The organism is Rhizobium sp. L43, from assembly GCF_002531725.1.
In the GTDB taxonomy this organism is placed as follows: Bacteria; Pseudomonadota; Alphaproteobacteria; order Rhizobiales; family Rhizobiaceae; genus Rhizobium.
On sequence record NZ_NWSQ01000010.1, the window covers coordinates 130,786 to 150,365 of the forward strand.

22 protein-coding genes and 1 pseudogene are annotated in these 19,580 nt (G+C 63.8%); 8 read left to right on the plus strand and 15 right to left on the minus strand.

The window, feature by feature from the left end:
• Positions 1 to 62 precede the first annotated feature (62 nt).
• The 4 genes from CO667_RS15040 (at position 63) to CO667_RS15055 (ending at position 3,719) form a co-directional block, all read left to right on the plus strand.
• Complete coding sequence (locus tag CO667_RS15040; RefSeq protein ID WP_097619116.1) at positions 63 to 1,397, plus strand: extensin family protein; 1,335 nt, start codon at positions 63 to 65, stop codon at positions 1,395 to 1,397.
• A gap of 113 nt (positions 1,398 to 1,510) precedes the next feature.
• On the plus strand, positions 1,511 to 1,858 hold the full coding sequence (locus tag CO667_RS15045; RefSeq protein ID WP_097619117.1) for a CAP-Gly domain protein: 348 nt from the start codon (positions 1,511 to 1,513) through the stop codon (positions 1,856 to 1,858).
• 317 nt (positions 1,859 to 2,175) lie between these two features.
• Positions 2,176 to 2,571 (plus strand): Ohr family peroxiredoxin, encoded by a 396-nt coding sequence (locus CO667_RS15050; protein ID WP_097619118.1) that lies wholly within the window; start codon positions 2,176 to 2,178, stop codon positions 2,569 to 2,571.
• Positions 2,572 to 2,678: 107 nt separating this feature from the next.
• Positions 2,679 to 3,719, plus strand: a complete 1,041-nt coding sequence (locus tag CO667_RS15055; protein WP_097619119.1) for a DUF3095 family protein — start codon at positions 2,679 to 2,681, stop codon at positions 3,717 to 3,719.
• 44 nt (positions 3,720 to 3,763) lie between these two features.
• On the opposite strand, the gene CO667_RS15060 is transcribed toward CO667_RS15055, so the two are convergent.
• The 3 genes from CO667_RS15060 to CO667_RS15070 all read right to left on the minus strand — a co-directional run bounded on the left by CO667_RS15060 (position 3,764) and on the right by CO667_RS15070 (position 5,616).
• Complete coding sequence (locus CO667_RS15060; RefSeq protein WP_097619217.1) at positions 3,764 to 4,180, minus strand: NUDIX domain-containing protein; 417 nt, start codon at positions 4,178 to 4,180, stop codon at positions 3,764 to 3,766.
• Between the two features lie 27 nt (positions 4,181 to 4,207).
• Positions 4,208 to 4,702: a MarR family transcriptional regulator gene (locus tag CO667_RS15065; protein WP_097619120.1), complete on the minus strand. Its 495-nt coding sequence runs from the start codon at positions 4,700 to 4,702 to the stop codon at positions 4,208 to 4,210.
• Between the two features lie 143 nt (positions 4,703 to 4,845).
• Positions 4,846 to 5,616 carry a siderophore-interacting protein gene (locus CO667_RS15070; RefSeq protein WP_097619121.1) on the minus strand — a complete coding sequence of 257 codons (771 nt, stop codon included), beginning with the start codon at positions 5,614 to 5,616 and terminating at the stop codon, positions 4,846 to 4,848.
• 247 nt (positions 5,617 to 5,863) lie between these two features.
• Between CO667_RS15070 and CO667_RS15075 the strand changes: the two are divergent.
• From CO667_RS15075 to CO667_RS15090, 4 genes and pseudogenes are all read left to right on the plus strand, one after another.
• A pseudogene (locus tag CO667_RS15075) lies at positions 5,864 to 6,106 on the plus strand (hypothetical protein); the annotation flags it as partial.
• 306 nt (positions 6,107 to 6,412) lie between these two features.
• A complete protein-coding gene (locus CO667_RS15080; protein WP_097619122.1) occupies positions 6,413 to 7,195 on the plus strand; it encodes an alpha/beta hydrolase in 783 nt (260 codons plus the stop codon).
• A 206-nt stretch (positions 7,196 to 7,401) separates the two neighbouring features.
• The gene (locus tag CO667_RS15085; protein WP_097619218.1) at positions 7,402 to 8,361 is read left to right on the plus strand and encodes an acetylxylan esterase; all 960 of its coding nucleotides are present in this window, start codon (positions 7,402 to 7,404) and stop codon (positions 8,359 to 8,361) included.
• On the plus strand, positions 8,358 to 9,086 hold the full coding sequence (locus CO667_RS15090; RefSeq protein WP_097619123.1) for an alpha/beta hydrolase-fold protein: 729 nt from the start codon (positions 8,358 to 8,360) through the stop codon (positions 9,084 to 9,086). Before CO667_RS15085 ends, CO667_RS15090 begins: the two co-directional genes overlap by 4 nt.
• A gap of 13 nt (positions 9,087 to 9,099) precedes the next feature.
• On the opposite strand, the gene dhaK is transcribed toward CO667_RS15090, so the two are convergent.
• The 12 genes from dhaK to CO667_RS15150 are packed head-to-tail and all read right to left on the minus strand — an operon-like array spanning position 9,100 to position 19,465.
• On the minus strand, positions 9,100 to 10,092 hold the full coding sequence (gene dhaK / locus CO667_RS15095; protein ID WP_097619124.1) for a dihydroxyacetone kinase subunit DhaK: 993 nt from the start codon (positions 10,090 to 10,092) through the stop codon (positions 9,100 to 9,102).
• A 50-nt stretch (positions 10,093 to 10,142) separates the two neighbouring features.
• The gene (locus tag CO667_RS15100; RefSeq protein WP_097619125.1) at positions 10,143 to 10,556 is read right to left on the minus strand and encodes a hypothetical protein; all 414 of its coding nucleotides are present in this window, start codon (positions 10,554 to 10,556) and stop codon (positions 10,143 to 10,145) included.
• Position 10,557: 1 nt separating this feature from the next.
• Positions 10,558 to 12,135 (minus strand): putative PEP-binding protein, encoded by a 1,578-nt coding sequence (locus CO667_RS15105; RefSeq protein WP_097619126.1) that lies wholly within the window; start codon positions 12,133 to 12,135, stop codon positions 10,558 to 10,560.
• Positions 12,119 to 12,463, minus strand: a complete 345-nt coding sequence (locus CO667_RS15110; protein WP_097619127.1) for an HPr family phosphocarrier protein — start codon at positions 12,461 to 12,463, stop codon at positions 12,119 to 12,121. Before CO667_RS15110 ends, CO667_RS15105 begins: the two co-directional genes overlap by 17 nt.
• Positions 12,463 to 12,861 carry a dihydroxyacetone kinase phosphoryl donor subunit DhaM gene (gene dhaM, locus CO667_RS15115; protein WP_097619219.1) on the minus strand — a complete coding sequence of 133 codons (399 nt, stop codon included), beginning with the start codon at positions 12,859 to 12,861 and terminating at the stop codon, positions 12,463 to 12,465. The genes CO667_RS15110 and dhaM overlap by 1 nt, the downstream gene beginning before the upstream one ends.
• 14 nt (positions 12,862 to 12,875) lie before the next feature.
• A complete protein-coding gene (gene dhaL / locus CO667_RS15120) occupies positions 12,876 to 13,496 on the minus strand; it encodes a dihydroxyacetone kinase subunit DhaL (protein ID WP_097619128.1) in 621 nt (206 codons plus the stop codon).
• Positions 13,497 to 13,542: 46 nt separating this feature from the next.
• Complete coding sequence (locus tag CO667_RS15125; RefSeq protein ID WP_097619129.1) at positions 13,543 to 15,183, minus strand: dihydroxyacetone kinase subunit DhaK; 1,641 nt, start codon at positions 15,181 to 15,183, stop codon at positions 13,543 to 13,545.
• Between the two features lie 53 nt (positions 15,184 to 15,236).
• Positions 15,237 to 16,244, minus strand: a complete 1,008-nt coding sequence (locus CO667_RS15130) for an ABC transporter ATP-binding protein (RefSeq protein WP_097619130.1) — start codon at positions 16,242 to 16,244, stop codon at positions 15,237 to 15,239.
• On the minus strand, positions 16,237 to 17,334 hold the full coding sequence (locus CO667_RS15135) for an ABC transporter ATP-binding protein (protein ID WP_097619131.1): 1,098 nt from the start codon (positions 17,332 to 17,334) through the stop codon (positions 16,237 to 16,239). Before CO667_RS15135 ends, CO667_RS15130 begins: the two co-directional genes overlap by 8 nt.
• Positions 17,335 to 17,337: 3 nt before the next feature.
• On the minus strand, positions 17,338 to 17,550 hold the full coding sequence (locus tag CO667_RS15140; RefSeq protein WP_097619132.1) for a hypothetical protein: 213 nt from the start codon (positions 17,548 to 17,550) through the stop codon (positions 17,338 to 17,340).
• Positions 17,547 to 18,500, minus strand: a complete 954-nt coding sequence (locus CO667_RS15145; protein ID WP_097619133.1) for a carbohydrate ABC transporter permease — start codon at positions 18,498 to 18,500, stop codon at positions 17,547 to 17,549. Before CO667_RS15145 ends, CO667_RS15140 begins: the two co-directional genes overlap by 4 nt.
• The gene (locus tag CO667_RS15150) at positions 18,497 to 19,465 is read right to left on the minus strand and encodes a sugar ABC transporter permease (protein ID WP_097619220.1); all 969 of its coding nucleotides are present in this window, start codon (positions 19,463 to 19,465) and stop codon (positions 18,497 to 18,499) included. Before CO667_RS15150 ends, CO667_RS15145 begins: the two co-directional genes overlap by 4 nt.
• Between the last annotated feature and the right edge of the window lie 115 nt (positions 19,466 to 19,580).

The following is a 19,580-nucleotide window of genomic DNA, read 5'->3' on the forward strand; positions in this document are numbered from 1 at the left end:
TTTTTAATTAAAATTGGACCGAGTTTTTTTGGTCACTGCCGGCCTGCGGAAGCGATAAGAGTATGGCGTTTGTTTCCTTTCCTCGGCGATCCCTTTTGCCTGTGCTGCTTTCGGTGGCGCTGACGACCTGTTCGATCAGCGATGGGCTGGTGCCGCCGGCCAATGTCGACAGCGGCACCAGGGTCAGCTCGATCTCGCCGGCACGGGGGGCGGCGCGCATGGCGCCTTCCGTCCGGATGGCGCCGGTGGAGAGCCAGGCCTCCTATCCCGTTTCCAGCGCGCCTGTCGGCAATAGCCAGGGTTCCGTCGATTATCTCGATACGCCGAACCTTGCCGGCACCGGTCATGCAGCACCGGCGGCGCGCAGCGCGCCGGGGTCGGCGGGCGCACGGGGTGCGCGCGGACTGCCGATGATCGACAGCGACGAGGCGCTGGCTGCAGGCCAGCCGAGCGGCAACTGGGGCGGCACACAGAACCTTGCGATCCCTTCCGGCGGCGTCAACATGGATGACGAGCTCGGAGCCGAGCCGGTCGTCGGCCTGGCGCAGGAGCAACAGCAGCAGATCGCCGAGGGCAACGCCACCGAACCCGTCGTCGACGGCATCGGCACCGACAATCCGATGCAGCTGAACCAGCCCGCACCGCGGGCCCTGCGGCAACCCATGCCGCAGCCGGCGGCAGAAGCGCAGATGAGCCGGGCGCCTGCCTGGAGCGACGGCAGCCCGGTCGTGGCGCCGGCCCGTGTTCCCGAAGAGGATGAGAGCGAAGAGGTCGCGATGCTGCGGCCGAACAATCCGATGATGAGCGAACCGGCAGCACCCGTCGATCCCAGCGTCATGCCGGCCTCCGAGCTTGCCTGCCGGCGCGAGCTGAAGCGCATGGGCGTGCTCTTCGACGACAAGCCGCCGATCTCGCAAGGCCCGGCCTGCCAGGTTCCGTATCCGGTGTCGCTAAAGGGGCTTTCCGGCAATATCGGCGTGCAGCCGGCCGTGACGCTGAACTGCCAGGTAACGCTCGCCTTCGCCAAATGGGTGAAGAACGAGCTGGCGCCGTCGGCGCGCTATCGCTATTGGAGCGGCATCAGGACGATCCAGCCGCTCGGCGGCTATTCCTGCCGGCGCATGAACAACAGCCGGCAGCGATACAATCCGATGTCGGAACACGCGCGCGGCAACGCCATCGACGTCGGCAAGTTCGTGCTGAAGAACGGCCACGAGATCGACGTGCGCAAGAAGGGCTTGTTCTCGCTGCGCGAGGGCCGGCTGCTGAAGGCAGTGCGCACCGATAGCTGCCGCTATTTCAATACCGTGCTCGGGCCGGGCAGCAACCCGGAACACTGGAACCACTTCCACTTCGACCTGCGCTCCCGCAAGGGCGGCAAGGTCTATTGCGACTGATGCATTCGCCTTAAACCGTCGGCGCGGTGCGGCTGTTGTCGCGGCGGCTAGACCCGGCCGGGCCGGGCGCGGTATAGATCGGTGGGGCGGATTGCCGTTTGAGAGTTTGATCCATGAGCTATGATTTCCACGTCGGCCAGAAGGTCGTCTGCATCAACGATACCTTCAAGCATGTCAGCATCGACCAGCTCATCCGCAAGGGCGAGATCTATACGATCCGCTGGGTGGGCGAATATACCCATTATGTCGACGGCACCTTCATCGGGGTAAAGCTCGCCGAAATCCATCGCGGCAATGATGACGGGCCGGAAGGTTACGGTGCGGCCGACATGCCCTATCGCGCGACGCGCTTCCGACCGCTGGTGAAGGACAAGATCGCGTCGCTGCGCAAGCTTCTGGCCCCGACGCCCGATGCGCCGGTCGAGCCGAAGGAAAAGACCAGGAAAAAAGAGAAGGTTTGAGCCTCGCCCGGGGGCGCTAAAGCGTGTCGCGTTTTACCGGATGCGGAATGTGTCATGGGCAGCTGCATCCTGTCAGCCCGTCTATGGAGGACATCTCAATTCTCCGCCTTCCCAGTCAAATCTCAGGAGCCAAGGCGGAGCCTATAGAGGGCCTCGTTCCCAGGCAAGACAGCACTATCCGCGTCCTCGTTCGCGAGCGAACAAATCGTATCCGATTAAATCGGAATATTGTTGACATCGAATTCATCTCGGCATATTAAGGCGCATCCGATTTAAGCGGATACGTTATAAATTGATCAAGCCGAAAGGATACGACAATGACCGAGAAGCTTCTTTTCACCGGCAAGACCCACATCGCCGGCGGCCGCAACGGCTATGCACGCAGCAGCGACGGCACGCTCGACATCAAACTGCCGCAGCCGCATCCGGCGGCCGAAAACCTGTTCGGCGCCGCCTGGTCGGCCTGCTATATCGGCGCCATCGAGCTCGCCGCCGCGCAGCGGAAGATCGCGCTGCCGGCCGGTCCCGAGGTCGATGCCGAGATCTCTCTCCATGCCGATAACGGTTCTTTCTTCCTGCGCGCACGCCTTGATGTCAGCCTGCCGGGTATTGACCGCGCCATCGCTGAGGATCTGATCGAGGCAGCCCATGGCATTTGCCCCTATTCGAAGGCGACCCACGGCAATATCGACGTCGACACCAGGCTTGTCTGAACGGGAAGGGCGGCCTCGTCGCCGTCATCTTCAAGCGGGGGTCTGCCGAAAGGCGGCAGACCCGTTTCTGAGCCAGCAGCCAAAGCTGCCGATCCGGAGAACATGCCATGACCAACAGCCACGCGGAGCCGCGCCGGGCCTATGACGAGTTTTCGCTTGTGCTCGATCCCGATGTCTACGAGCCGCTGCCGAACGATTGGCTGATCGGCATCACCGACGTCGTCGGCTCGACCGCGGCGATCCGATCGGGGCGCTATGAAGACGTCAATTATGCCGGTGCATCGATCATCGCCGCACTCGGCAATGCCTGGGGTTCGTTCGATTTTCCCTTCGTCTTTCGCGGAGACGGAGCAGCCTTCGCCTTGCCGGCGAACGGCATCATGGCCGCGACATCGGCCTTGCGCGATGTCGCGGGCTTCGCCAAAACGGATCTTCATCTCGACCTGCGTGTCGGGCTCGTCACCGTCGGCGAAATCCGCGCGAACGGGCGCGACGTCAGGATCGCCCGCTATGCCGCGTCCGAGAGCGCGACCTATGCGATGTTTGCCGGAGGCGGGCTCAAATGGGCGGAGCAGCAGATCAAGATCGGCCGCTTTCTGGTCAAGCCCGGCCGTTATGCAATGAGGCCCGACCTCAGAGGCTTGAGCTGCGACTGGGCGCCGTTCCCGAGCCAACGCGGCGAGATCCTGTCGCTGCTGGTTGAGCCGCGAGACCATACGCGCCCGGAGGTCTTTGCCGCGCTGGCGAAACGCGTGCTTGCAGTCTTCGATGGCGCGCCGCGCCAGTCCCATCCGCTGCCCGGGGATGTCGCCGGTATCGGCGGGGGGCAGGTCGATGCGCAACGCTGGTCGGAGGTCGCCTCCAATTCGGATTTCCGCAAATTCGATGACGGCCTGCGCCTGACGCTGGATTGCACGGCGGACCAGATCGACAGCGTCGAAGCCATCCTTGTTGCGGCAAGGGCGCGCGGCGAAATCGATTTCGGGCTGCACCGCCAGTCGCATGCGCTGATGACCTGCCTCGTGCCATCCGGCCGGCCGGAGGCGCACCTGCATTTTCTCGACGGAATGGGCGGCGGTTATGCCAAGGCGGCCGAGATGATGGAGGAGGGCGCGCTTGCGGAGGTGGTCCGGCCGCGCGCGTTGTAGGCTGGGAGCGGCGCGTCGTCTCGGGCAGGCCTAATTCTGTGTCATCATGCCTGTTGGCTCGTTTCCGGCCTGAGCAGGTTCAGGAGCATTTCAACGAGCTGAGGTGGCGCCAGTTCGGTTTCGCATTCGATCTCGGCGGCGGTAAACCATCGCAGTGCGGTGTGTTCATCATCGACAAGCCTTGGGACACCATGCCATCGGTCGACGTGATAGACATGGAAGGTGGCGGATGCCCCGGGCGGGCTTTCTGAAATGAATTTTCCGGCAAACTGCCAGCGCTGCGGCGTCACGCCAAGCTCTTCCAGCAATTCCCGGCGCATTGCCGTCTCGGCATCTTCGCCGTCTTCGACATGGCCGCCCGGCAGGCTCCAACGATCCGGGTGCGTCCGGCGCTGCGAATTTCGTCTGGCGAGAAGGACGGCCCCATTCGCGATCAAGGCGCCGATTGCGATTTCGAGCATGTCACCAGGCGCCGACATGTGCCGCAATCATGATTTTGCCGGCTCGGCCTGCGCCCGCAACAGGTTGTCGCGCAGTCGCGTCACCGATTGCTGTACGACGGGAAAATCTTCGCCGAGACCGGTAGCGGTGATCAGGGTGGAGCTGGGATCGGTGTCGAGGAGATCGCGTCCCGCCGGCGTCAGGCTCACGCGCACCTGCCGTTCATCGGCGGGATCGCGATGGCGGGTGATAAAGCCGACCGACTCCAGCTTCTTCAGAATCGGCGTCAGCGTGTTGGATTCCAGGAACAGTTTTTCCCCCAGCATGCTGACCGTCTGGTCGTCCTCCTCGGAGAGGGCCACCATGGCGATATACTGAGTATAGGTCAGGCCGAGCGCGTCCAGGATCGGCTTATAGGCGCGGCCGAAGGCAAGATTGGCCGAATAGACCGCGAAGCACAGGAAGTTTGAAAGCTTCCGGCCGTCACCGTCATTCTTCGCAGAGGCTGATGCAGACTGGTTTGCGGTTTTAGACGTGGCCATCGGAATTTCCTGTCGGGCTTTCAATATCGCCATTATATATATCGCATCCGATTAGATCGCAATGGTGAGTTGGCGATTTTCACACGGGCGGCGGCCGACGCCTGTAGCAGCGTTGCGGGCGGCGGCCAGTCTTCTTCGATGGCTTAGCCGAATTTTTCCGTCGTATCGGCCTTGCCGAATACCCAGTAGCCGGATGCCTTGATCCAGCTCAGCGGGTAGCCTCGTTCAAGCAGATGGGCGCGAACAGCGCGTGTCACCGAGGCTTCCGCCGCGACCCAGACGAAGGTCTCCGGCTGGATATCGACCGCGCTCAACAGCGTCAGCAGTGCTGCGGCATCGGTTGCCTGTGAGAGAGGCCGGTGCGCCCAGCGGACATCAAGTTCGGCACGGGTGTCGAAGCTCTGCTCTTCCAGCGGGCCGGTGACGGCGGCGATGGTGGTGATGACGGTTCCGGCGCCGCTTTCCTCGATGCGGCGGCCGATCGCCGGCAGCGCCGTTTCGTCGCCGATCAACAGCCAGCGTTTGACCGTCGCCGAAACGACGGCGGAGCCCCTGGGGCCGCCGATCTCGAGCCTGTCGCCGGGGCGCGCGCCGATCGCCCATCGCGTCACCGGGCCTGCCTCGTGCAGGGCGAAGTCGATGGTCAACCTCCGCTCGGTATTGTCATAGCGGCGTGGGGTGTAGTCACGGCGTTCTTCGTCGCCATCGGCAGCGGGAACGAAGATTTTGATGTGGTCGTCGGGCGCCAGGCTGGTGAAATCGGCGAGATCGTCACCGTTCAGCGTGATGCGGCGCATGCCGGGGGTGATATCGACGATGCTTTCGACCGAGAGCATGCGCCGTCGGGTATCGTGGCGGACCCGTTCGATGCCGGGGGCGGGTGAAGCGAGTTCTTTGAGTTGATTGTTGTCCATGTATCCTTCCGGTGCTTGGAAGCTCGATCCGCAGGACACAGTCGCGCAGATCGAAGCCGCAAAGCCGTTCGATCATACGCGTTGAGTGACGTTAACGCTTACGTGGCCGGGTGACCCGACCATTGCGGTTTGATGTAACCGACGATGGCGGCATGTGCAACCGCGGGGGAACGGACAATGGCGATGATTGCCAAAGTTTAACTTTCCGGTGCGGTTTCGATCGGGCAATGATCGGCCGATCGACGGCCGGCACGAGTATTTGGCTCACCGCAGTTTCATCGAAGCCATGCCTGCGACGAAGGCCATGGTGCGCTCGGCATATTTTGCCAATTCCGTTGGTATCAACGCCTGTGTTCCAGTCGGAACGGCGGAAGCGATCGGCAATACGCTGTGTACATTCCTGGAAGAGAATCCCGGCATACGCGACGCCACCGGCGAGGAGCTGATGACAACGTTGATTGCCTATAAATACCGCTGCCCCGTGCCGTGAGAATTTTAAACTCACGCCAGCTTGCCGGCTTCGATGAAGCGGCTGAGCGAGGTGACTTTCTGCATATCGGGAATAGATATATCTCCAGCAGGCAGGCTTTCGCATAGGCAGGCCGCTTCAAATGCCGAATTGAAATTCGCATGGGAGCTCGCGTAACGCGACCGAGGCCAGCGCCTCGCGCCGGGTGGGATGAGCGGCCCGACACGGCGTCCTAGACCAACGGATTTTCAGCGGCGCCGGATCTCCGGCCCCAAGCCAGCATGCTTTCGATCCTTCAACGCTCACCACTCGGAAGGAAACCAGATCATGATGATCAACAGACGCGCTTTCTCGGCCGCCCTCGTTGCCGGCGCCGCCGCCTCTCTGCTTGCCGCCCGCGGCATGGCCGCGACATTAGCTCCCGTCAAAGCACGCAATATCGTGCTGGCGCATGGGCTGTTTGCCGACGGTTCGTGCTGGACCGAGGTGATCACGCGCCTGCAGGCGGCCGGGCTGAACGCCACGGCGGTGCAGAACCCGCTGACGACCTTGCCCGAGGCCGTCGCTTCGGTAAAGCGGGTGCTCGATCGGCAGGATGGCCCGACGGTTCTGGTCGGCCATTCGTTTTCCGGCATGATGGTCACGGAGGCTGGCGTGCACGCCAACGTTTCGGCGCTCGTCTATGTCGCTGCGCGGGCGCCGGATGCGGGTGAGGATTATACCGCTCTCGCCAAGACCTTCCCGACGCCGCCTGCTTCCGCCGGCATCGTCTTCGACGGCGACGAGGGGCGTCTGAGCGAAGCGGCTTTTCTGCGTGATTTCGCCGGCGACCTGCCGGAGGAAAGGGCGAAAGTGCTCTATGCCGTGCAGCAGCCGTTCCAGAAGGCGCTGCTGACCGGCAAGACCACTGCGGCCGCCTGGCGTTCGAAGCCGAGCTGGTATGCTGTCTCGACCGAGGACCGGACGATCGATCCCGATCTCGAACGCTTCATGGCCAAGCGCATGGGCGCAAAGACCATCGAGGTGAAGGCCAGCCACCTCTCACTGATCTCTCATCCCGACGAGATCACCCGGCTGATCCTGGAGGCTGCGGGGCAGAATACGGACTGACGCCGGGTCGGCGACGCGGCGATGACGTTCTCCGGCTCGCTTCGATGACGGACTGCCGACCAGTGCCAGAGGGATGCTCGGGTCTAGGCCGAGCAGGACGGAGGGTGGGCTGGCTGGTGCGGCAGGATGAACTGCTGACGGCAAGGTTTCGCCGCCGACGCAGGCAGAACCTTGCGTCGAGGGCGTTTTCACGGGACAAGCTTTGGATGAGCATTCCCAAGACACATCCTTTCGCCTTCGACCCGACCTACGGCATGCGGCTCGAAGAGCTTCTCACGATCGAGCCGCCGGAGGAGCCCGATGGTTTCGACGATTTCTGGGAGGCGCGGTATCGCAAGGCGCTTGATGTCGATCCGCGGCCAGCGCTTTCCCTGAGCAAGATCAGCCATCCCGACTGGCACGTGCTCGATATCGTCTACCTCTCGACCGCCATGTTCAAGATCGGCGGCTGGCTGCTGCTGCCGCGCGAGGGGCAAGTGAAGCGAGGTCTCGTCGTCGGGCATGGGTATGGCGGGCGAGATCAGCCTGACTTCAATCTGCCGATCAAGGAAACGGCGGTGATCTTCCCCTGCTGCCGCGGACTGTCGCTGAGCAGACATCCGCCGATTTCCGAGAACCCGTCCTGGCATGTGCTGCATGATATCGACAAGCCCGGCTCCTATATCATCGGCGGCTGCGTCGAGGATATCTGGCTTGCCGTCTCGACGCTGACGGCACTCTATCCCTGGCTTGAGGGACATATCGGCTATAGCGGCATCAGTTTCGGGGGCGGGGTCGGGGCGATGGCGATCGCCTACGATCCCCGCATCGATCGCGGCCATCTCGCACTGCCGAGCTTCGGGCATCAGCCGCTGCGGCTGAAGCTTCCGACCGTCGGCAGCGCGCAAGCCGTGCAGGAATATCAGGCGGAACATGGAAACGTGCTCGAGACGCTGCGCCTTTATGATGCGGCCACCGCTGCCCGCCGGATCAAGGTGCCGATGCTGACGGCCGTTGCGCTTTTCGATCCTTCGGTCGCGCCGCCCTGCCAGTTCGCTGTCGCCAATTCGATACCGAAATTTAATGAAATCTTCATCCTGGATGCCGGGCATTTCGACTACCCTGGAAGCGCTGAGCAAGAGGCGGTTCTCCGCGACAAGATCGGACAATTTTTCAGGGTGTCATGAACCGCGAATATCTCAGCTGGTATAGCCAGCGGCTGCATCGAGATATGGAGTTGCTGGTGTTCGGCCATGCCGGCGCCAAGGTTCTGGTCTTTCCGACGCGGGAAGGGCGTTTTTTCGAATATGAGCAGCTCGGCCTGGTCGCGAGCCTCGCCGACAAGCTGCAGGCCGGGCAGATCCAGCTCTATTGCATCGAGGGTCTGGCTGCCGAAAGCCTCTACGGTTTCCACCGCCATCCGGCCGAGCGCATCCGCCGGCACGCGGCCCTCGAGGATTATATCCTCCACGAGGTGCTGCCGCTGATGGCTTGGAAGAACCCGCATGACTGCACCATCGTGCATGGCTGCAGCCTCGGCGCCTTCCAGGCGGCAAGCCTGTTCTTTCGCCATCCGCATCTCTTCCGCAAGCTCGTCGCCTTTTCCGGCCGCTACGACCTGACGATGAAGGTGGAATCCTTCGGCGACCTGTTCGACGGCTATTACGACGACAGCGTCTATTTCCACACGCCGACGCATTTCCTGCCCAGCCTCGGCTCCGACTGGCGTGTCGACAGGCTGCGTGAGCGCGAGATCGTTCTGACCATCGGCGATGCCGACCCTTTCCTGGACAACAACCGCTATCTCAGCCGGCTGCTGGGAGAGAAGAACATTCGCCATCAGTTGCATGTCTGGGACGGCCGCGCCCACCGCGCCGGCGCCTGGCGCAAGATGGCGCCGCTCTACATTTGATGTGGGAAGGCGGTCACGGCCAGCGCAAAGCCGCCGTCGCCACCGGCGCGTCCCAGAGCGCGATCTCCTCGTCGGTCAGTAAGGCGAGGGTGACGGACAGTCCCTGCATGTCGAGCGAGGTGACGTAGGTTCCGACAAGCGAGCGCTCGATCGGGATGGCTTTCTCCTCGATGAAACGGCGGGCGCTGTTATAGGCAAGGTAGAGTTCGGCCGGTGGCGTGCCGCCCAGACCGTTGACGAAGAGCAGCGCTCGCGTGCCCGGTGTGACCGCGATGTCGCCGGCAATGGTCTCGCAGAGACGCCCGATGATGGCGTCGGCGGCGGCGAAGGGCTGCCTGGCATGGCCGGGCTCGCCATGGATTCCGACGCCCATTTCCATCTCGTCGGGTGCGAGCGAAAACGTCGTGCGCTCGGTCTGCGGCACTGTCACGCCGTTCAGCGCGACACCCATGGAGCGGATGCGTGTGTTTAGTCCCTCGCCAAGCTGTTTCAATTCGGCAAGCGGCATGCCGCGTTCGGCGGCAGCACCGAGGATCTTTTCGACGATCAGCGTTCCGGCGACACCGCGCCGGCCGCGGCCTTCGCCTGTTCTCGACGTCTCAATATCGTCGCTGACGACGACCGTGTCGAGGCTGTGGCGGTCGCCGGCCATCTCGATCGCCATTTCGAAATTCATCAGGTCGCCGTCGTAATTCTTGACCACGAGCAGGCAGCCGGCGCCGGTATCGGCCTCCTCGATCGCGGCAATGATCTGGCTTGGCGTCGGCGAGGTGAAGATATGGCCGACGCAGGCGGCATCCAGCATGCCCTGGCCGACGAAGCCGATATGCATCGGTTCATGGCCGGCGCCGCCGCCCGAGATGAGCGCCACCTTGCCCGACGTGAGATGGCGGCGGCGGATGCATTTGCGCTCGGCCCCGAACACCACGAAGGCCTCATGGGCGCGCACGAAGCCTTCGACGCTTTCGGCGACCATGGTTTCCGCGGTGTTCATGAACTTCTTCATTAAGCCCCTCCCAAGGCCAAAAACGTTACGTTACGTCAGCCGCTCACTCTTCACTGCTCGCTCGCCCCTGATATCGCGACGATCTTCTGCACCAGATCGGAGATCGCCTCTTCCAAGAGGCGGTTTTTCCTGTCGTCGCCGAAGTCGGGCACCATCAGCGACAGGTGCCGCAATTTCTCGGATTGGCCGAGGTCCGGCAGCTTTCCGGGATGGGCGGCCTGATAGGCTTCGAGAAAGCGCTCTTCTTCGGCGGCGCTGAAATGGCAGACGCGAACGATCGTCGCGAGGTGGCGCGCCGGCAGCGGCGTCGCATAGGTCGGGCTGGTGATCTGAGTGACGAAGCTGCGGTGTTTGCCAAGCGCCGTCGCCAGGCGCTGGCGCGTGCCCGATGGTCTGTTGTCGATGATCTGCGCCAGAATGGACTTGTAGGCGATAATGGCGTCTTCGGTGTCTTCGCGCGCCATTCTATTCTCCGGCTGCCTTTGTGCCATCGGCATTGAGACCTGTGATGGCCGATCTTATCGCGGGACGCCGGGCCGGCGCCACGGAAAAATGCCGGAGGCCGGCGGCGAGCAGCCCCGGCAGATAATGCGGGTCGCCGGCCATGTCGCCGCAGATGCTGACGGGCTTGCCGGCGGCAAGCTTCACCGCCTGGGAAATCAGCCGGAGCACGGCGGGCGCTGCCTTGCCGGCATCGGCGTCGATGTCGTCGCGGGTAGATGCGGCAAGATATTGTGTGAGATCGTTGGTCCCGAACGAGAAGAACGCCGCCGACCCGAAGGTATCGAGCATCAGCGCTGCAGCCGGCACCTCCACCATCATGCCGATCGGCGGCATCCGGTGGGGCAAGGCACGGCGGCCGAGCCTTTCGGCTTCCTCGCGGAACAGCTCACGCATTCTGTCGACTTCCTCGGGAAAGGTCACCATCGGCAGCATCACCGACAGCTTGCCGAAGACGGCGGCGCGCAGCAGGGCGCGGGCCTGGACGCGGGCGATTTCCGGCCGGGCAAGCAGCAGCCGGATGCCACGCAGGCCCGGGTCGAGTGCCGGCAGATCTTCGAGGCCGGCGAGCGGCTTGTCGCCGCCGATATCGAGCATTCTTATGATTACCGGCCTTTCGCCCGCCTGTTCCAGCACGCGGCGATAGATCGCCAGCTGCCGTTCCTCGTTGGCGGCATCGGCGAGCGAGGTGACCGAGAATTCCGAGCGCATCAGGCCGACGCCCACTGTGGCCGGATCGAACGCATCGATCTCGGCGGGATCGTTGATGTTGATGGAGATGAGGATCGGCACGCCATCGGCGGTGCGCAGTTCGCCGCTTTCGCTTTGCATGCCGCCGGCAGGCGCTTGCGCGGGCGCAAGCGGCGGGATCAGCATACCGCCCGCCTGCAGGATCACCGCACCGGCGTCGCCATCGACGCTGACAGGATCGCCCTCTGCGGCCGAAAAGCGGCCTGTGCCGACCACCATCGGCACGGATTTCGCCCGGGCAAGCAGGGCGACGTGGCCGGCGGTGCTGCCCGCAAACAGCGCGATGCCGCCGCCTTTGGACCAGTCATGGGCGAGAAAGCGGCTCGGCTCCATGTCCTTGCCGATGAAGACCGAGCCGGGCGGGAAATCGGCGATCGGGGTGCCGGCGAGAGCGCCGAGCACGCGGTTCTTGATGTCGAGAATATCGACGGCGCGCGCCCGCATCTGTTCCTCGTCGGCCGCTTCGAGTTCGCCGATATAGGCATCGAGGGTGGCGACCCAGGCAAAGACCACGTTCTCATCGGCCTGCATGCGGGCGCCCGTCGCCTCCGCGATCGTCGGATCGCGCAGCACCTCGATCTGGAAATCGATGATATCGCGGCTTTCGGCGTCGGCGCCCTCGGCCAGGCGTTCGAGTTCGCCGATCGAGATGTCGATCGCCTTTTCCAGCGCGCCGAATCCGTCGGCGGTTCTGGGCGCTGCGGCAGCGTCCCGCCGTTCGGCCAAAAAGGCCGGGCCGGATGCGATGCCGGGGGATGCGCTCTTTGCTTTCAGCCTAAGCGGTTCGGCCATGTTTCTTTTCCTCATCGAAGTTGCGCTCGATGAGTTCCTTCAGCGCGCGGATCGCCTCCTCGGCGAGAATGCCGTCGGCGCGGATCCGGAGGATCGACCCTTTGCGGATTCTCGCGCCCATGATCTTGATGATGCTCTTGCCGTTCAGCCAGATATCGCTGCCGTTGACGGCGACCTCGATCGAACAGGGAAAGGACTTGGCAAGCCGCGTGAAGGTGACGGAGGGGCGGGCATGCAGCCCGACGCCGTGCTTGACTTCCACCTCCGTCTGGCAATTCACGTGCAATGGATCGGGCTCCTGTTTTTCAATACGCAATCCGCTCGTCATCAGGGGGACAGTTCCTCGGCTGTGGCGACGACCTTGGCCAATGACGCGCCCCCCGACGCTTCAGCGGCAGCGATAACGGCGCCTTCGACCAGCGGCGCGTTGCAGATGGAGACGAGGCCTGAGCGGGGAAGGCCCAGCATTTCGATCGCCATCTCGCTGTTGGTTTCGGCGCCGCCGAGATCGACGAAGACGGCGACGCCGGCATCGGACCAGGCGGCTTCGATCGCCCTCAGGATGCCGCCGGCATCGGTGCCGAGTTCGCCGTGGACATTGCCGCCCGACCAGGCAAGCGGCACGCAGTCGCCAACCATCTGCCGCACCATGTCGGCGATGCCCCTTGCCACCAGCGGCGAGTGGGAGACGATCACGATACCCACATTTGCGGTCTTTGCATTCATGTCGGTCCTTGCATTCATTGGGGGCGATGCTCCCCGAGATAGCGGCAGATCGCCGTGGTCAGTAGCGCGCAGCTCGACGCGCCGGGATCGACATGGCCGATCGAACGGTCACCGAGATAGGCCGCGCGCCCGCGCATCGCCTTCATCGCGGCGGTGCGGCTGGCGGAGCGTTCGGCCTTGCGGGCGATGTCGCTGAGTGGTGACTGCTTCGCCAGCGCGGCATGGACGGGATAGAGCACGTCGAGCAGCGTCTTGTCGCCGGCATGCGCCCGGCCGCGTCTGGCTACGGCGTCGATCGCCTGTTTCAGCACCAGCGAAAAATCAGCCTTCTCCTCGCTTTTGCGAAGCTCGCGGCCGATCTCCATCAGCAGCGTGCCGTAGAGCGGGCCGGCGGCACCGCCGACATTCATCACCAGCGTCAGGCCGATCTTTTCCACGGCGTCGGGGAAGGGCAGGCTGGACAGGCTTTCGCCTTCGGCACTCACCGCCTCGCAGCCGCGCCGCATATTGGTTCCGTGATCGCCATCGCCGATGGCGCGATCGAGCGCGCAGAGATGATCGGTATTATCAGCGATCGTCGCGCGGCACACCTCGATCAATCCTGCCACCAGCATCGGTTCCGCCTGCACTGCCATCCTCCCTTTCGCCGCGTCTCCCGCGCGGCTCTCAACTTTACGCCGGTCAGGCGAGGCTTGCCGCCACGCCGAACGCGCCGGCAACCGCGACCGCACCGGGATCGGCGACGCCCGCCAGATCCCTTTCACCGACATAGGAGGCGCGCCCGGCTTTCGCCTTGGTCATCGCCTTCGTCGACTCCGCGCCTGCTGCCGCAGCCTTGGCCGCCGCGGCGACATCGCCGGATGCCAGCGCCTGCAAGGCAGGCGACAGCGCATCGACCATCGTCCGGTCGCCGACTGCGGCTCCGCCATAGAACGTCATCCTGTCGAGCCCGGCAAGAAGGGCTGCAGATATATCGGCTTTGTCGGCCATCGCCTTGGCCGCCGCGGTGAAGAAGATCGACAGCAGCACGCCGCTCGATCCGCCCATGCTGGTGCCGAGGATATCACCGAGCGAGGCAAGCGTTGCCGCCGGCCGGTCGAGCGGCAGCATGTCCAGGCGGGCCAGCACGCTGCGGGCGCCCGTCGCCACCGTCGAGCCGGTATCGCCGTCGCCGACACGGCCGTCCAGCCGGTTGAGTTCGCTTTCCTGCGCGATCAGATGCTCGCAGAGCGCCGTGATCAGGCGGCGGTTGCGGCTGTTCTCCCCGGCCACGGCCGTGCCGTTCAATCCAGCCGCTGTTCTCGGTGCGGCGATGATGTGGATCTCGTGGCGTTCGACCGCCGGCATCCAGGCATGCGGCTCGACCGCCGCCGTCAGCGCCGCCTCGCGAGCGTCGTCCAGCCGGATCAGCGACAGCGAGAAGCCGTTCATGTTGAGCGCGGTCATCATCGGCGCCGGGCCGATGATCAGGCGGATGCGGCGGCCAAGCGGCGAGGACAGCACGGCATTGGCAATCACGGTCATTTCGAGCGGCGGCACGGCGCCGAGATTGTTGATGAGAAGCGCATGGCTTCCGCCGTCGCGCAGCGTTGGCGACAGGCGCGCCACCATGGTGGCGATGATATCGGCGACCGGCTGCAGCGTGATCCGCTCGACGCCCGGCTCGCCATGGATGCCGAGGCCGAGTTCGCCTTCATCAGCGCCGAGGCGGTCCTCATGCGCCTGGCCGGGCACGCTGCAGGTGGAGAGAGACATGCCGAGCGAGACGATGTCGCCGGCAGCCGCGGCGGCATGGGCTGCGACCGTCTTCAGATCCTCGCCTCTTTCGGCGTGATATCCAGCGATCTTGTGGACGAACAGCGTGCCGGCGACGCCGCGCGGCTGGTTGATGCCGGGGATGGCGATGTCGTCGGCGACGATGACCATTTCGACGTCGAAGCCTTCGGCGCGCGCCTTTTCGGCGGCAAGGCCAAAATTCAGGCGATCGCCGGTATAGTTCTTGACGATCAGCAGGGCGCCCTTCGGGCCCGCAACCGCACGGATCGCCGTCAGCACCGCATCGACGCTCGGCGAGGCGAAGATTTCGCCGGAGACGGCCGCCGTCAGCATGCCCTTACCGACGAATCCGGCATGGGAAGGCTCATGGCCGGCACCTCCGCCCGAGATGATCGCCACCTCAGACTTGTCCCAGTCCGCGCGCAGGATCACCTTGATGTCGGGAAAGCTGTCAAGGCGGGCGAGACGACCGTCGGCGCTCGTCAGAAGCAGACCGTCCAGAGCTTCGGTAACGATGGTTTCCCTGCGGTTGAAAAAGTGTTTCATCGATTGAGACCCGTCTGTTTGTTTTTCATGCCGTCGTCATGTGTGTTTGCCGGTCAGGACAAGCGCTGTCCAGCCGCATCGAAATAAAGCGGATCGCGCAGCGTCAGGCTGATCCGGTCGCCCGGCGCGATCGCCAGATATGGATCTGCAAGTGTGACGAGCTTGTGATTGCCGGCTCTGATGTGCAGATGGTTCTGGTCGCCGAGATGCTCGATCCAGTCGATTTCGGCATTGGCATCCCGGCCGACGACGATATCGAGATGTTCGGTGCGGGCGCCGACCGTTTTCGTGCCGGCCGGCGGCTGGCCGCCTGGGAGAAGGTCCGCCGGCAGAAGGTTGATGTGCGGCTGGCCGAGTCGGGCGGCGACGTGCAGGTTGGCGGGATTGCCGTAGATTTCGCGCGGCGTTCCCACCTGCATCAGCCGGCCTTCGGCGACGATGCCGATGCGGTCGGCCATGGTCATGGCTTCCACCTGGTCGTGGGTGACATAGAGCAGCGTCGAGCCCAGCTCTTTCTGGATGCGCTTCAGTTCCAGGCGCAGTTCGGCGCGCAGCTTTGCGTCGAGCGAGGACAGCGGCTCGTCCATCAGGTAGATCGCCGGGCGGCGCACCAGTGCGCGGCCGATGGCGACACGCTGCATCTCGCCGCCGGAAAGCCTGGTCGAACGGTTCTCCAGCTTGTGGTCGATCCGGACCATGCGCGCGACCTCGCGCACGCGGCGGTCGATCTCCTCGGCGCTCAGCTTGCGAACCGGCGCCTTCAGCGGGAAGGCGAGGTTCTCGTAAACGGTCATGTGCGGATAGAGCGAATATTGCTGGAAGACGAAGGCGACGTCGCGTTCGGCGGGCGCCTCGGCTGCGACATTGCGGCCGCCGATCTCGATGCGGCCGCTATCCGGCCTTTCCAAGCCGGCAATCAGCCGCAGCGTCGTGGTCTTGCCGGCGCCTGTGGGGCCGAGCAGCACGACGAATTCGCCGTCGCGGATCGACAGATCGAGATCAGCAAGAGCCTGGGTGTCGCCGAAGCGCTTGGCGAGGTTCCTGAGGACGACATCAGCCATGCCGGATCTCCTGATAAAGCTGGGATGGCACCGCGCGGCCGGAGGTGCAGTCGAAGAGCGCGAGTTTCGCCGGGTTGAATTCCAGGCCGACGGTCTCGCCGATCCGGAAGCTGCGATTGGCGGGGACGCGGGCCTTGATCAAGCCGCCCTGGGTTTCCACGGCGACGACTTGGTTGGTGCCAAGATATTCGCTGCCGTAGACGGCGCCGCGAAGGGGCGATGCGTCGCTGAAGCGGATATGCTCCGGCCGTACGCCGAGCGCCAGCTCGCTTTCGGCCATATCCTGATGGATTTCGGGAACGGCAACATCGACGCCGTCGAGCAGGATGGAGCGGTCGCCGCTTTTCAGGCCCGAGGTGAAGCGCATGAAATTCATCGGCGGCGAGCCGATGAAGTCGGCGACATACATGGTCGCCGGCTTGGCATAGATCTCCTGCGGCGTGCCGAACTGCTCGATGACGCCATGGTTCATGACGGCGATCTTGTCGGCCATCGCCATCGCCTCGTGCTGGTCGTGGGTGACGTAGACGGTGGTCGCATGGATGCGATTGTGCAGTTCGCGCAGTTCGTGGACCATGACCTCGCGGAACTCGGCGTCGAGCGTGCCGAGCGGCTCGTCCATCAGGAAGCATTTCGGCCGCCTGACGATGGCGCGGCCGAGCGCCACACGCTGCCGATCGCCGCCGGCAAGGCCGGAGACCGAGCGGTTGAGAATATGATCGATCTGCAGCAGCCGGGCTGTCTCTTCCACGCGCTGACGGATTTCGGCCTTGGGCATGCCCTGCGACAGCAAGGGGAAGCCGATATTTTTGCGCACATTCATATGCGGATAGAGTGCGAAGAGCTGGAAGACGAAGGCGATGTCGCGGGCGCTGGCGCGGTTGAAGGTGACGTCCTCGCCATCGAGATAAATCTTGCCGCTGCTGGGCAACTCGAGGCCGGCGATCATGCGAAGCGTCGTCGTCTTGCCGCAGCCGGATGGACCGAGCAGCGCCAGGAACTCGCCGTCATGGACGGTGAAGCTCGAATCCTGAACGGCGACGAAGCTGCCGAATTCCTTGCGAAGATTTTCAATCCGGATATCGGCCATGGCTCACTCCGGGAATTTCGAAACGATGATGAACATGACGGTGCCTGCAAGCAGGGTGACCAGCGAATAAGTGTAGAGCACTAGCAGGAACGGCTGGAACAGCATCAGGAAACCGAGCCCGATCAACACGGTGGCGATGGCCTCCATCGGGCCGCGCCGCAGGAAGAACGGCCGCTTCGGGCGGGCAGGAGTGCGTGTTTCGATCAAATGGCTCATTTGCGGACGGCTCCGAAAGTGATGCCGCGCAGCAGCTGCTTGCGCAGGAGAATGGTGAAGACGAGGATCGGGATCAGGAAGATCGTCGTGCCGGCAGCAACGGCCGGCCAGTCCTGCCCGCCTTCGCCGATGATCGTGGGGATGAAGGGTGGCGCGGTCTGCGCCTCGCCCGAGGTCAGCAGGGCGGCGAAGGCATATTCGTTCCAGGCAAAGATCAGGCAGAAGATCGCGGTCGCGGCAATGCCGGTGGTTGCCTGCGGCAGCACGACCTTACGGAAGGCTTGCAGCCGGGTATAGCCGTCGATCATCGCCGCTTCCTCGTATTCGCGCGGGATCTCGTCGATGAAGCCCTTGAGCAGCCAGACGGCGAGCGAGACGTTGACGGCGGTGTAGAGCAGGATCATGCCCAAGGCCGTGTCCGACAGGCCGAGTTCGCGATACATCAGGTAGATCGGGATGGCGACGGCGATCGGCGGCATCATGCGCGTCGACAGGATGAAGAACAGCAGGTCGTCGGCGAGCGGCACCTTGAAGCGGGAAAAGCCATAGGCGGCAAGTGTGCCGAGGAAGACCGCGAGGAAGGTGGAGCCGAAGGCGATGACAAGCGAATTGACGAAGCGCGGCACGAAGTTCGACGGCCCTGCGATCACCATGTTGCGCTTGCGCGTCACCTCATCGCAGGTGCCGACCGGCGCCGGCAGCGAGGCGATATAATCCGGCGTCTGCCGGGTGCGCGTCGTGAACAGGTTGCAATAACCTTCGAGCGACGGCGTGAAGACGATCTTGGGGGGATAGCTGATCGAATCCGGCGGCGACTTGATGCTGGTCAGGAAGATCCAGACGAGCGGGATGAGGGTGATCAGCGCATAGAGCACGACGATCGTGCCGGCGATGCGCTTGCTGTTGAGGCTCGGTTCGACGACCGAATGGGCTGAGTTGGCGGCGCTCATCGTTGCTTCACCTTGTTCAATGCCTTGACGTAGATGTTGGCGAGGCCGAACACCGCGACGAAGAGGATGATGGCGAAGGCCGAGGCCCGGCCGGTCGCCCAGCTTTCGAAGGCGGCGCGCTTCAGCGTGATCGAGGCGACCTCGGTGACTGAGCCCGGCCCGCCGCCGGTCAGCAGCGTCACCATGTCGAACATCTTGAAATTCTCGATGCCGCGGAAGAGCACGGCGAGCATGATGAAGGGCAGGGCCATCGGCACGGTGATCGACCAGAACTGCCGCCACGGCGAAGCGCGGTCGACCTCGGCCGCTTCGTAGATATAGTCGGGGATCGAGCGCAGGCCGGCGAGGCAGATCAGCATCACATAGGGCGTCCACATCCAGGTATCGACGATGATGATCGCCCAGGGCGCCAGAGAGACGTTGCCGAGCATCTGGATATCCGATGTCGGAATGCCAGAGACCAGTGACACGGCATAGGCGAAGAGGCCGATCTGCGGTTCGTAGAGAAAGCGCCAGAAATTGCCGACCACGGCGGGCGACAGCATCATCGGGATCAGGATGATCGTCGTCCAGAAGGCATGGCCGCGAAACTTGCGGTCGATCAGGTAGGCGAGGGTAAAGCCGATCACCGTCTGCAGCAGGATCGTCCAGAAGACGAAATGTGCGGTGGTCTGCATCGCCTGCCAGATATCGGGATCGTTGAGGACGCGCTCATAATTTCCAAGGCCGACACCCTGGACCGGCGCATTCGGGCGGTTGGCGCGGTAATTGGTGAAGGAGAGATAGACCGCCCAGATGAGCGGGAAGATGTTGATCGCCAAAAGCAGGCTGATGGCGGGCGCAATGAACAGCCAGGCGATCGCCCTGTCGGAGAGGCCGCGGACGCGCCGGGCGACCGAGACCGGCGTTGCCCTTGCTGTCGCGTCGGCTGCCTTCTCGACGATGGAGGAATGGGAAATGGTCAAGTCTTCACCCGGTCTTTTAGGAAATGAGAGATCCGGCGGCCCGGCTCGTTTGCCGATCCGGGCCGCCATCCTGGCGAGGATGGCGCGCAGAGGGATGCCGCCCGTCCCGTCGTCC